The 12,666-nt window shown below is 61.3% G+C and carries 9 protein-coding genes; 3 read left to right on the forward strand and 6 right to left on the reverse strand.

What is annotated here, in order from left to right; genetic code table 11:
- Positions 1–11: 11 nt before the first annotated feature.
- Positions 12–1,988: a methyl-accepting chemotaxis protein gene (locus LOY52_RS26245; protein ID WP_258677240.1), complete on the reverse strand. Its 1,977-nt coding sequence runs from the start codon at positions 1,986–1,988 to the stop codon at positions 12–14.
- A 181-nt stretch (positions 1,989–2,169) separates the two neighbouring features.
- Positions 2,170–3,090, reverse strand: coding sequence for a LysR substrate-binding domain-containing protein (locus LOY52_RS26250; RefSeq protein ID WP_027610433.1), 921 nt, complete (start codon positions 3,088–3,090; stop codon positions 2,170–2,172).
- Positions 3,091–3,249: 159 nt separating this feature from the next.
- Here LOY52_RS26250 and LOY52_RS26255 point away from each other — a divergent pair, with 159 nt between their 5' ends.
- The gene (locus LOY52_RS26255; RefSeq protein WP_258677242.1) at positions 3,250–4,644 is read left to right on the forward strand and encodes a NorM family multidrug efflux MATE transporter; all 1,395 of its coding nucleotides are present in this window, start codon (positions 3,250–3,252) and stop codon (positions 4,642–4,644) included.
- A gap of 70 nt (positions 4,645–4,714) precedes the next feature.
- Here the strand turns inward: LOY52_RS26255 and LOY52_RS26260 are convergent, their stop codons facing one another.
- Entirely contained in the window at positions 4,715–6,385 is a 1,671-nt protein-coding gene (locus LOY52_RS26260) for a bifunctional diguanylate cyclase/phosphodiesterase (RefSeq protein ID WP_258677243.1), read from the reverse strand.
- 254 nt (positions 6,386–6,639) lie between these two features.
- Here LOY52_RS26260 and rep point away from each other — a divergent pair, with 254 nt between their 5' ends.
- Positions 6,640–8,649, forward strand: coding sequence for a DNA helicase Rep (rep, locus tag LOY52_RS26265; RefSeq protein WP_258677245.1), 2,010 nt, complete (start codon positions 6,640–6,642; stop codon positions 8,647–8,649).
- 55 nt (positions 8,650–8,704) lie between these two features.
- Positions 8,705–9,277: a xanthine phosphoribosyltransferase gene (locus LOY52_RS26270; protein WP_007962388.1), complete on the forward strand. Its 573-nt coding sequence runs from the start codon at positions 8,705–8,707 to the stop codon at positions 9,275–9,277.
- Between the two features lie 127 nt (positions 9,278–9,404).
- Here LOY52_RS26270 and LOY52_RS26275 read toward each other — a convergent pair whose 3' ends face one another.
- The 3 genes from LOY52_RS26275 to LOY52_RS26285 all read right to left on the reverse strand — a co-directional run bounded on the left by LOY52_RS26275 (position 9,405) and on the right by LOY52_RS26285 (position 12,609).
- Positions 9,405–11,327: an acetyl-CoA hydrolase/transferase C-terminal domain-containing protein gene (locus tag LOY52_RS26275; RefSeq protein ID WP_258677247.1), complete on the reverse strand. Its 1,923-nt coding sequence runs from the start codon at positions 11,325–11,327 to the stop codon at positions 9,405–9,407.
- Between the two features lie 135 nt (positions 11,328–11,462).
- On the reverse strand, positions 11,463–11,879 hold the full coding sequence (locus tag LOY52_RS26280; RefSeq protein WP_025112727.1) for a cytochrome c5 family protein: 417 nt from the start codon (positions 11,877–11,879) through the stop codon (positions 11,463–11,465).
- 181 nt (positions 11,880–12,060) lie between these two features.
- On the reverse strand, positions 12,061–12,609 hold the full coding sequence (locus LOY52_RS26285) for a cupin domain-containing protein (protein WP_007920393.1): 549 nt from the start codon (positions 12,607–12,609) through the stop codon (positions 12,061–12,063).
- Positions 12,610–12,666 lie beyond the last annotated feature (57 nt).

Genomic DNA, 12,666 nt, shown 5'->3' on the forward strand with positions numbered 1-12,666 from the left:
TCAAGGCTGTATCAACGGAAGCGATCAACCTCGGAACGCAGATCCGCCGCCAGTTTCTCAAGCTCCTTGGCGGTGACCGCGAGGTTCGACACCACCTCACGCTGCTCACTGTTGGCCAGCGCAATACTCTGCAGGTTACTGCTGAGCAACGTCGCGGTGCTGCTCTGCTCCTGCGTCGCGGTGGTAATCGCCGCGAACTGCTGCCCTGCCGAACGGCTCTGCTCATCGATTCGCGCCAGCGCCGAGGCCACGTTGGCGTTGCGCGACAGGCCTTCCTGCATCAGCAGATTACCCTGCTCCATGGTGCTGATGGCGTTGCCGGTTTCCTGCTGGATGCTGTGAATCATCCCGGAGATTTCATCAGTGGCCTGACGGGTGCGCGACGCCAGGTTGCGCACCTCATCGGCCACCACGGCGAAGCCACGACCCTGTTCACCGGCACGCGCAGCTTCGATGGCCGCGTTGAGCGCCAGCAGGTTGGTCTGTTCGGCAATCGAGGTGATCACACTGACAATGCCGCCGATTTCCTGGGAGCGCTGACCAAGGGTGTTGATCACGGTAGCCGTGGTGTTCAACGCGCCAGCGATTTGCTCCAGCGAGGAAGACGCTTCCTCCATCGAGCTGCGACCGATCTGCGTCTGCTGAGCGTTTTCCTGCGCCAGACGCTGGGTGGCCCCCATGTTGTCGGCGATGTTCAGCGAGGTCGCGCTGAACTCTTCTACCGCACCGGCCATGCTGGTGATTTCGCCGGACTGCTGTTCCATGCCTTCGTACGCGCCGCCGGACAAACCGGACAATGCCTGGGCGCGGCTGTTGACCTCTTCCGAGGAGCGGCGGATGTGTTCGACCATGGTCGACAGTGCCTGGCTCATCTGGTTGAACGCGCGGGACAGCTGACCGATCTCGTCGTTGCTCGACACGTTCAGGCGCACGCTCAGATCACCCGCGCCCAGCGCTTCGGCCTGACGTACCAGATCACTCAGCGGCGCCAGTTTGCTGCGCAGCAACCACACCACCGAACCCACCGCCAACAGCATCGCCAGCAGACTGCCGATGGCCAGTTGCGTGCCGACGCTCCAGGTCACCGCGCGGATCTCGGCTTTCGGCATACTTGCCACCACCGCCCACGGCCCACCGTCAAATGGCACCGAAACGCTGTAGAAATCTTCGTTCTTGTCGCTCCAGAACTGCCCCTTGCCAGGGGTCTTGGCCAGAGCGCCGATCACCGTGACCGCCTGATCCAGCGCCTGGACACCCGCCGGCGCGACCAGCCATTTGTTCTGCTCATCCAGCAGCGCCAGCGAACCGGTCTGGCCGATGCGGAAGCGCTTGAGGTTGTCGAACTGGGCGTTCTGCGCATCGGTGTAATCAAAACCAACGAACAACACCGCAATCACTTTGCCGCTGCCATCGCGTACCGGGGTGTATTGGGTCATGTAGGAACGATCGAACAGCAGCGCGCGGCCGACATAACCCTGCCCCGCCATCAACTTCGCGTAGGCCGGATGTGTGTGATCGAGCAGAGTGCCGATAGCGCGCGTGCCGTCCTGTTTGGTCAGCGAGGTGCTGACCCGCACGAAGTCTTCGCCGCTGCGCACGAACAGGGTGGCAACGCCGGCGGTCATTTGCTTGAACTCGTCGACTTCCTTGAAGTTGTTGTTCAACACTTCGCTGCCCAGGTGCAGGCCCGGGGTCTGGGTGCCGGCGACGTTCACCGGTTCATCCGGGTGAATGCTCAGGCCCGCGCTGAAGCGCTTCTCGAACAGCCCGCTCAGGCGCTGGGTGCTTTCACGCAGCGTGCCGTGGAAAGTGCTCAACTGGTCGGCCAGCAGCCGCGCCTCACTGGCGAGGTGCTCTTCACGGGTGGCGAGGTTGGCGGAATCCAGCGAACGCAGGGCGAACACCGTACTGCCGCTGATGACGATCGCCAGTATCACAGCGAGCGCGAGGCCCAGCTGCGAGGCGATCCGAGCGCGAGGTTGAGACATGGACAGCTCCTGGCCGAACTTGCCGATCCTCCTTGATCGCAGCTCGGATAATTTTCTAATGGGGGTGAATCGTGGATACCTGCACGACGGTTCCACATGCACGTATTCGGCGGTAAAGCCGAATACTTGAGCGAGCAGCAGGGTTATGGCACAAGGCCGGCATTGTGCGGGCTCGAACGTTTCAGCTCAAGCGCTTGACCACCGGCAGCGCCATGGCGCGCACTTCGCCTTGCAGGAAGTCGCTGAGACGGCGCAAACGTTCACCTCCCGGACGGGTTTTTGGCCACACCAGGTAATAATTCAGTCCGCTGGCGACCGCGGTCGGCCATGGCAGGCTCAGTCTTCCTTGCGCCACATCTTCGGCGACCATCAGCAAGTCACCCATCGACACACCGTAACCGCGCGCTGCGGCGATCATCCCCAGTTCGAGGGTATCGAACACCTGCCCACCCTTGAGCGACACCTGATCGGACAGGCCCATGTGCTCCAGCCAACTGCGCCAGTCGCGCCGATCCGGGGTCGGGTGCAGCAGTTCGGTGGAGGCCAGACGCTCGACATCCCACGGCTGATCATTCAGCAGGTTCGGTGCGCCCACCGGTATCAGCTCTTCGGGAAACAGCAGGCTGGCTTCCCAGTCCGGCGGAAAATGCCCGTCACTGAGCAGCACGGCGCAGTCGAAGGGTTCGTTGTTGAAGTCCACCGAATCCACGTCCATCCACGCACTGGTCAGCTGTACCTCATTGCCCGGTTGTAGATGGCGAAAGCGGCTGAGTCGCGCCAGCAGCCAGCGCATGGTCAGGGTCGAGGGCGCTTTCATGCGCAGGATGTCGTCTTCGGCGCGCAAGGTGTTGCAGGCGCGCTCCAGGGCCGCGAAACCATCGCGAATGCCGGGCAGCAGCATCCGCGCCGATTCCGTCAGTTGCAGGTTGCGCCCGCTGCGATGAAACAGCTTGCAGGCGAAATGTTCTTCCAGCGTCTTGATGTGCCGGCTGACTGCACTCTGGGTGATCGACAATTCCTCGGCCGCCCGGGTGAACGAACTGTGCCGCGCCGCCGCTTCGAATGCGCGCAGGGCATACAAGGGTGGAAGACGACGGGACATACACAAAGCTCCTTTGGCGGCATCCGGCCACCCCGGCGGGTTTTTCTCATAATGAGTTTTAATCATGCCACCTATCCTTTTTATCCTTTTGTGCAAACCTTTCCAAGCGCCGAGAATCGACGGTCTCTTGTTCCCTCTGATTGATGGGTGGTGATGACCATGCAGCATCCTGTGCGTACCGAACTCTGGGCCATCCTGCGGCTGGCGGGGCCGTTGATTGCTTCGCAGTTGGCGCACATGTTGATGGTGCTGACCGACACCCTGATGATGGCGCGCCTCAGCCCCGAAGCCCTGGCCGGCGGCGGACTGGGCGCGGCGAGTTATTCGTTCGTGTCGATTTTCTGCATCGGCGTGATTGCAGCGGTCGGCACGCTGGTGGCGATCCGTCAGGGCGCCGGCGACATCATCGGCGCGGCACGCCTGACCCAGGCTGGGCTGTGGCTGGCGTGGCTGATGGCGCTCGGCGCCGGGTTGCTGTTGTGGAATCTGAAACCGGTGTTGCTGCTGTTCGGCCAGACCGAAACCAACGTCAACGCCGCTGGACAATTTTTGATCGCTCTGCCCTTCGCCCTGCCCGGCTATCTGAGCTTCATGGCCCTGCGCGGCTTTACCAGCGCGATCGGCCGGGCGACCCCGGTGATGGTCATCAGCCTCGGCGGCACCGTGGCCAACTTCCTGCTCAATTACGCATTGATTACCGGGATGTTCGGCCTGCCGAAACTGGGGCTGACCGGCATCGGTCTGGTCACGGCAATCGTTGCCAACTGCATGGCGCTGGCGCTGGCCTGGCACATCCGCCGGCATCCGGCCTACGACGCTTACCCGCTGCGCGCCGGCCTGTCGCGGCCAAATCATCAGTACCTGAAAGAACTGTGGCGGCTCGGCCTGCCAATTGGCGGCACCTACGCGGTGGAAGTCGGACTGTTTGCCTTCGCGGCGCTGTGCATGGGCACCATGGGCAGCACGCAACTCGGCGCACACCAGATCGCTCTGCAGATCGTTTCGGTGGCGTTCATGGTGCCGGCGGGGATGTCCTACGCGATCACCATGCGCGTCGGCCAGCATTATGGCGCCGGGCAACTGAGCGGTGCGCGAATGTCCGGCCGGGTCGGCATCGTTTTCGGTGCGGTGGTGATGCTGGGTTTTGCGATGGTGTTCTGGCTGTTGCCGAACCAGTTGGTCGGGTTGTTCCTCGACCACAACGATCCGGCCTTTGCCGAAGTGATTCGGCTGGCGGTGAGCCTGCTGGCAGTGGCGGCGTGGTTCGAGCTGTTCGACGGCACGCAGACCATCGCCATGGGCTGTATCCGTGGGCTCAAAGACGCGAAAACCACCTTTCTGGTCGGCCTCGCTTGTTATTGGTTGATTGGCGCACCGGCGGCGTGGTGGATGGCGTTCCACCTGAACTGGGGGCCGACGGGCGTCTGGTGGGGGCTGGCGTCGGGGCTGGCGTGCGCAGCGGTGAGCCTGACGCTGGCGTTTGAATGGAAGATGAAGCGGATGATTCGGCTGGAACCGGTTTCACAGAGGTTTGAGGCCGTTCGCGCAGATTAAGATCGAAAGATCGCAGCCTTCGGCAGCTCCTACAGGGATCTGTGCAGGAGCTGCCGCAGGCTGCGATCTTTTAAATGGCCTCAACCAGACTTTGCTGGCTGGCGCCGAAGGTCAGGTACTCGACCAACTCCGCCAAAGGCAATGGCCGGCTGATCAGATAACCCTGCACCTGATCACAGCCAAACCCGCGCAGCAGATCCAGTTGCTCCGGGGTCTCCACGCCCTCGGCCACCACTTCCAGGTGCAGGTTGTGCGCAAGGTTGATCATCGCGTGCACCAGTTTGCGATTCTCTTCGCGCTGCTCCATGCCGCCGACAAAGCTTTTGTCGATCTTCAGCAAGGTGATCGGCAGGCTATTGAGGTGCACGAACGAGGAGAAACCGGTGCCAAAATCATCCAGCGAGAAACGCACGCCGAGACGGCCGAGGGCGTCCATGGTCTGTTTGACCAGATCGCTGCGGCGCATGACGGCGGTTTCGGTGAGTTCAAACTCCAGCCACTGCGCCTCGACCCCACGCTCGGCAATCAGCCGACTGAGCGTCGGCAGCAACTGGCTGTCCTGAAACTGACGGAACGACAGGTTGATCGCCATGTGCAGCGCCGGCAGCCCGCGCTCACGCAGCGCCTGCATGTCACGCAGGGCGCGGGAAATCACCCAGTAGCCCAGCGGCACGATCAGACCGCTCTGCTCGGCCAGCGGCACGAATTCGCTCGGCGGTAGCAGACCGCGTTCGCCATGGCGCCAGCGCACCAGGGCTTCGAGGCCGACGATCTGCCCGTCTGCAAGATTCAGCCGTGGCTGATAGTGCAGTTCCAGCTCATCACGGCGCAATGCCCGACGCAGCTCGCTTTCGAGGTCGGCCATGCTCCGGGCGTTGCGGTTGATGCGTTCGTTGAAGATATGGAAGGTGCAGCCCTGCGTGCTCTTGGCCTGCTGCATGGCAATGTGCGCGTGCCACATCAGCGGGTCGGCACCACCCTGTGCACGGGCATGGGCGATGCCGAGGCTGGAGCCGATCAACAGGCTTTCGCCATCGACCCAATACGGTTCGGCGAGGGCTTCGGTAATGCGTTCGGCCATCCACTCGGCGCGTTGCGGCGCGCGGCGGGTGTCGATCAGCAGGGCAAATTCGTCGCTGCCCAGCCGCGCCAGTTGATCCCCAGCCTCCAGCTGACTTTTCAGCCGTGCAACGACTTGCAGGATCAAGCGGTCGCCAGCCTGATGGCCGAGGGCATCGTTGGCGTGACGGAAGTTGTCGAGATCGAGATGCCCGAGGGCCAGGCCGCGCCCGTCGTTTTCCGCCAGACGTGCCGCGAGCAGGGTCTGGAAGCCCTGGCGGTTGGCGATGCCGGTCAGCGGATCCTGCTCGGCGAGGCGTTGCAAAGTATTTTCGAGGACGCCGCGTTCACGCACATGGCGCAGGCAGCGACGCAGCATGTCGGCGTCGAGGGCGTCGAACACCAGCCAGTCGCTGACACCAACCGGCGCGGTGGCCGGCTCGTGATCCAGCAGCAACACCGTCGGCAGGCTGCAACGACCCGGGGCCGGCTGCAACGCGGGGACGGTCAACAACACCGCGTGGCGATTGTCTTCGAACAGACTGCTGACCGACTCCCAGCTCGGCGCGCTGATCAGCACCGCCGCGCTCCCCATCGGAGCCAGACACTCGCGCAATAACGCTGTCCACGCTGGCTCTTCGGCCAGTAGCAGCAAACGCAAGGGTTCGACAGGCGTAGACAAGCTAGCTCCCTAGACTCTGCAATGATGTGGGCGGGGCATTATGCCGTTGCGATGTTCAATGACAACGATTATCAGAACGTTATTTTGTGTCACGAATGAGAACATTAGCCGCAAAATCACCGTGTATCCTCCGCGAAAGTAACAAAACCGGCAAATTTGAATCGCGTGGTACGTCACAAGTCGGACAGAGCAGCACAAATCGCTGAGCCTGTTAAAATGCCGGCCCATTTCGTCAACGACTCCCGAATTTTCGTATGTCCCGACTCAATCCCCGGCAGCAAGAAGCCGTGAACTACGTCGGCGGCCCTCTATTGGTGCTCGCCGGCGCTGGCTCCGGCAAGACCAGCGTGATTACCCGCAAGATCGCGCACCTGATCCAGAACTGCGGCATCCGCGCGCAGTACATCGTCGCCATGACCTTTACCAACAAGGCTGCGCGCGAGATGAAGGAGCGGGTCGGCACCCTGCTGCGTGCTGGCGAAGGTCGCGGCCTGACGGTCTGCACCTTCCACAACCTGGGCTTGAACATCATCCGCAAGGAGCATGCCCGGCTGGGCTACAAACCCGGTTTCTCGATCTTCGACGAGACCGACGTCAAAGCCCTGATGACCGACATCATGCAGAAGGAATACGCAGGCGACGACGGCGTCGACGAGATCAAGAACATGATCGGCGCCTGGAAAAACGACCTGATCCTGCCCGCCCAGGCGCTGGAAAACGCGCGTAATCCGAAAGAACAGACCGCCGCCATCGTCTACACCCACTACCAGCGCACGCTCAAGGCATTCAACGCGGTGGACTTCGACGACCTGATCCTGCTGCCGGTAAAGCTCTTCGAAGAGCATGCCGACATTCTCGAAAAGTGGCAGAACAAGGTGCGTTACCTGCTAGTTGACGAATACCAGGACACCAACGCCAGCCAGTACCTGCTGGTGAAAATGCTGATCGGCAAGCGCAACCAGTTCACCGTGGTGGGCGACGACGACCAGTCGATCTACGCCTGGCGTGGCGCGCGGCCGGAAAACCTGATGCTGCTCAAGGAAGATTACCCTTCGCTGAAAGTGGTAATGCTCGAGCAGAACTACCGCTCCACCAGCCGCATCCTGCGCTGCGCCAACGTGCTGATCTCGAACAACCCGCACGAATTCGAAAAGCAGCTGTGGAGTGAGATGGGCCACGGTGACGAGATCCGCGTGATCCGCTGCCGCAACGAGGACGCCGAAGCCGAGCGCGTGGCCATGGAAATCCTCAGCCTGCACTTGCGTACCGACCGCCCGTACAGCGATTTCGCGATCCTCTATCGCGGCAACTACCAGGCCAAGCTGATCGAACTGAAGTTGCAGCACCACCAGGTGCCGTACCGCCTGAGCGGCGGCAACAGCTTCTTCGGCCGCCAGGAAGTGAAGGACCTGATGGCCTACTTCCGCCTGATCGTCAATCCGGACGACGACAACGCCTTCCTGCGAGTGATCAACGTGCCGCGCCGCGAAATCGGCTCGACCACCCTGGAAAAACTCGGCAACTACGCCACCGAACGCAAGATCTCGATGTACGCCGCCACCGACGAAATCGGCCTGGGCGAACATCTCGACAGCCGCTTCACCGATCGTCTGTCGCGCTTCAAGCGCTTCATGGACAAGGTGCGCGAGCAGTGCGCTGGCGAAGACCCGATCTCGGCCCTGCGCAGCATGGTCATGGACATCGACTACGAGAACTGGCTGCGCACCAACAGTTCCAGCGACAAGGCTGCGGACTACCGGATGAGCAACGTCTGGTTCCTCATCGAGGCCTTGAAGAACACCCTGGAAAAAGACGAAGACGGCGAGATGACCGTCGAGGACGCCATCGGCAAACTGGTTCTGCGCGACATGCTCGAGCGTCAGCAGGAAGAAGAGGACGGCGCCGAAGGCGTGCAGATGATGACCCTGCATGCGTCCAAGGGCCTGGAATTCCCTTACGTGTTCATCATGGGCATGGAAGAGGAAATCCTCCCGCACCGCTCCAGCATCGAAGCCGACACCATCGAGGAGGAACGCCGCCTGGCCTACGTGGGCATCACCCGCGCCCGTCAGACCCTGGCGTTCACCTTCGCCGCCAAGCGCAAACAGTACGGCGAGATCATCGACTGCGCGCCAAGCCGCTTCCTCGATGAGCTGCCGCCGGACGACCTGGCGTGGGAAGGCAATGACGACACACCGACCGAAGTCAAAGCCGTGCGCGGCAATAGCGCATTGGCTGATATACGCGCGATGTTAAAGCGCTAGAATTGACCACTTTTTTAAAGCTTAGGGCGCACAAGCGCTGAACGAGGACAGCTTCATGGAAGCATTGCAGCAGAAAATCCGCGAACAAGGCATCGTGCTTTCCGACCAGGTCCTGAAAGTCGACGCCTTCCTGAACCATCAGATCGACCCGGCCCTGATGAAGCTTATCGGCGACGAATTCGCCACGCTATTCAAGGATTCGGGCATCACCAAGATCGTCACCATCGAAGCCTCGGGCATTGCCCCGGCGATCATGACCGGTCTGAACCTCGGCGTGCCGGTAATCTTCGCCCGCAAGCAACAGTCCCTGACCCTGACCGAAAACCTGCTGTCGGCGACCGTTTACTCGTTCACCAAGAAGACCGAAAGCACCGTGGCCATCTCGCCGCGTCACCTGACCAGCAGCGACCGCGTGCTGATCATCGACGACTTCCTGGCCAACGGTAAGGCATCGCAGGCGCTGATCTCGATCATCAAGCAGGCCGGTGCCACCGTGGCCGGTCTGGGCATCGTGATCGAGAAGTCGTTTCAGGGCGGCCGCGCCGAGCTGGATTCGCAGGGCTATCGCGTTGAATCGCTGGCTCGCGTGAAATCGCTGAAGGATGGCGTCGTTACCTTCATCGAATAAAGCCACACCGCAGCTCCCCTGTAGGAGCTGTCGAGTGCAACGAGGCTGCGATCTTTTGATCTGTTTCAAAGATCAAGATCAACAGATCGCAGCGTGCCGCAGCTCCTACAGGTTTTGCGGTGGGCAGTTATTGGGTGGTGGCTTTGAGGCCGGTGAGCAGCAAGCGTTGGAACAGCTCTTCTTTCAGGCCTTCCGGGTTGGTCAGTTGCATACGTTCAAGGTGTTCGGGGAACGTCGAAGCCTCCGGCGCATCCAGCGCAGCCTTGCCCAGCTCCAGTATCTCGCTCAGCTTGAACTTGCTCTTCAGCCAGTTCAGCGCCCGCAGCAGATCCCGTTCGATCGCGGTGAAATCACAACCCAGCGGATACTCCGGAAACAGGTTCGGATGCTTCGCGGCGATCGCCTGCAAGCGTTGCGGGTTGTTGTCGGCGAATCGCGGATCGAGGCGGAAATCCTTCGGCAGTTTGCCGACCTTTTGCGCCTGTTCGATCAGCCCCGGCTGAAAGCGTGAATCGCTGATGTTCAGCAACGACTCGATCACCGCCGCGTCGGTTTTGCCGCGCAGATCGGCGATGCCGTACTCGGTGACCACAATGTCGCGCAAGTGCCGTGGAATCGTGCAATGGCCGTATTCCCAGACGATGTTCGAGCTGACCTCGCCGCCGGACTCGCGCCAGCTGCGCAGGATCAGAATCGAGCGCGCATCGTGTAGCGCGTGGCCCTGGGCGACAAAGTTGTATTGCCCGCCGACGCCGCTGAGCACCCGCCCGTCTTCCAGTTGATCGGCCACACCCGCGCCCATCAGCGTCATGGTGAACACGGTGTTGATGAACCGCGCATCGAGGCGCTGCAAGCGCTTGAGCTCTTCCTGCCCGTACAGCTCGTTGATGTAGCTGATGCGGGTCATGTTGAATTCGAGGCGTTTGCTCTGCGGCAACTCACGCAGGCGCTCGTAGAAACTGCGCGGGCCGAGGAAGAAGCCGCCGTGCACCGAGATGCCATCGGTCTGCGCCGACTCATCGAGGGTGCCGGCATTGGCCTGCTCCTGAGTATGCACGTCGGGGTAGACCTTGCGCCGGATGATCCCGGCATCGGCCAGCACCAACAGACCGTTGACGAACATCTCGCTGCAGCCATACAGGCCCTTGGCGAACGGCGCGGTACCGCCCTCACGCTCGATCAGTTGCGCCCACTGGCTGAGATTGATGTCATTGAGCAAAGCTTGGTAACCGGCGTTGTCTGCCTGCCGCGCAAGCAGTGCGGCGGTCAGTGCATCGCCCATCGAGCCGATGCCGATCTGCAACGTACCGCCGTCGCGCACCAGGGTGCTGGCGTGCAAACCGATGAAATGATCCTGAAAGCCCACCGGCATGTTCGGCGTGGAAAACAGCGTGCTGCTGTCCTTCGCGTCGATCAGCAGGTCGAAGGTGTCGATATCGACTTCGGCATCGCCGGGCATGTACGGCAGATCGGTGTGCACCTGGCCGACCAGCAGAATGGTCTCCCCGGCGTCGCGGCGCTTGGCGATCATCGGCAACAGGTCAAGGGTGATATCCGGGTTACAGCTCAGGCTCAGGCGATCAGGATGTTCGCTACTGCTGGCGAGCAATTGTGCCACCAGATTGAGGCCGGCGGCATTGATGTCGCGGGCGGCGTGGCTGTAGTTGCTGCTGACGTAATCCTGCTGGGCCGGCGCGCTGTTGAGCAGGCTGCCGGGCTGCATGAAGAACTGTTCGATACGGATGTTGGCGGGCAGGCTGTCACGCTGCAGATCGGCGAGGAAATCGAATTCGGGGTAGTCGCCGAACACGCGCTCGACGAAGGGTTCGATGAAGCGCTTCTGCAGCCCGTCGCCCAGCGTCGGCCGTCCCAGGCACAGCGCGGTGTACATCGTCAGCTGTCGCTCGGGCAAGTCCTTGATCCGCCGGTACAGCGCGTTGACGAAGTGATTGGGCTTGCCCAGGCCCAACGGCATGCCCATGTGGATATGCGCCGGCAGGCGTGCGAGCACGTCGTCCACTGCTTGTTCGATCGAACACAGCTGCACCATCTGAAGCCTCCTGCCCGTTCCGTGAATAGAGGTAGACCGAGCTTGCCTCGACTTTGCTGCAAAGGACAGCGAAAGCCGTGAATCGCAGGCACAAAAAAACCGTCCGAAGACGGTTTTTTTCGTCAGAAGCGCGGCTTATTTCAGGCCGGACATCTTCTGGATCGCGCCTTTCAACTCGTCATCCGAGCAGTCGGCGCAAGTGCCTTTGGGTGGCATCGAGTTCAGGCCGGTGATGGCTTTGGCCAGCAGACCGTCGAGGCCGCCCTGGTGATCCGCGCGGTCTTTCCAGGCCGCTGCGTCACCGATTTTCGGTGCGCCCAGCAGGCCCGTGCCGTGGCAAGCGTTGCAATGTTTTGCAATCACTTCATCCGGCGTCTTCGCACCACCGCCGCCGCCAGCGGAGGCAGCGACTTCCATCCCTTTGCATTCCTGCCCCTGAACGCACACCTGGCCGACCGGCTCGAGGCGTTTGGCAATGTCGTCATTCGTCGCAGCTTGAGCGCTGACAGCCCAGAGGGCCAATACGGTTGCTGGTGCGGCCAGCATTTTCATAATTAGGTTCACGCGTTCACCCTCAATGGTGGCTATTCACGCCTGCGGCCACGGTTCGCAGGCGGGCGCAAGTATAGCGGGTAGCCCGCCACACTGAAACAACCCCATAGTCGAAGGGGTTATACCGCGCTGTGGAAAACTCTGCGGACGCCTTAGCCGTCATGGTCTGGCGCCTCTGTGTTTAAAAATTCGCCGGCGTGGCTGCGCTGATTAGTCGCGCAGGCGCGTCGAACGGATTACGGAAACGATGCGGCTTGGTACTTTCAAAGTAGTAGCTGTCGCCGGCTTCGAGAATAAAAGTTTCCAGGCCCACCACCAGTTCCAGACGACCTTCCACCAGAATCCCGGTTTCCTCGCCTTCATGGGTGAGCATTTCTTCGCCGGTATCGGCGCCCGGCGGGTAGATTTCGTTGAGGAACGCGATGGCCCGGCTCGGGTGTGCGCGGCCGACCAGTTTCATGGTCACCGCGCCGTCGGAGATGTCGATCAGCTCGTTGGCCTTGTAGACGATCTGGGTCGGAACTTCCTGCAGGATTTCTTCGGAAAAGAACTCGACCATGGACATGGGAATCCCGCCCAGAACCTTCCTCAGCGAACTGATCGAAGGGCTGACGCTGTTCTTTTCGATCATCGAAATGGTGCTGTTGGTGACGCCCGCGCGTTTGGCGAGTTCACGCTGGGAAAGCCCTTTGAGCTTGCGGATCGATTGCAGTCGTTCACCGACGTCCAAGGCGGGAGCCTCCTGATGTTGTAAGAATATTGAGCGTTATCATGGCGACAGCGTTCA

Origin of the sequence: Pseudomonas sp. B21-051, assembly GCF_024748795.1 — a bacterium.
Taxonomy (GTDB): Bacteria; Pseudomonadota; Gammaproteobacteria; order Pseudomonadales; family Pseudomonadaceae; genus Aquipseudomonas; species Aquipseudomonas putida_A.

Bases quoted from the DNA above. Each gene is read 5' to 3' on its own strand.
- LOY52_RS26275 (WP_258677247.1), bottom strand. From the start codon at position 11,327: ATGGTGCAGCTGTGTTCGATCGAACAAGCAGTGGACGACGTGCTCGCA.
- rep (WP_258677245.1), top strand. From the start codon at position 6,640: ATGTCCCGACTCAATCCCCGGCAGCAAGAAGCCGTGAACTACGTCGGC.
- LOY52_RS26270 (WP_007962388.1), top strand. From the start codon at position 8,705: ATGGAAGCATTGCAGCAGAAAATCCGCGAACAAGGCATCGTGCTTTCC.
- LOY52_RS26245 (WP_258677240.1), bottom strand. From the start codon at position 1,988: ATGTCTCAACCTCGCGCTCGGATCGCCTCGCAGCTGGGCCTCGCGCTC.
- LOY52_RS26255 (WP_258677242.1), top strand. From the start codon at position 3,250: ATGCAGCATCCTGTGCGTACCGAACTCTGGGCCATCCTGCGGCTGGCG.
- LOY52_RS26250 (WP_027610433.1), bottom strand. From the start codon at position 3,090: ATGTCCCGTCGTCTTCCACCCTTGTATGCCCTGCGCGCATTCGAAGCG.
- LOY52_RS26280 (WP_025112727.1), bottom strand. From the start codon at position 11,879: ATGAAAATGCTGGCCGCACCAGCAACCGTATTGGCCCTCTGGGCTGTC.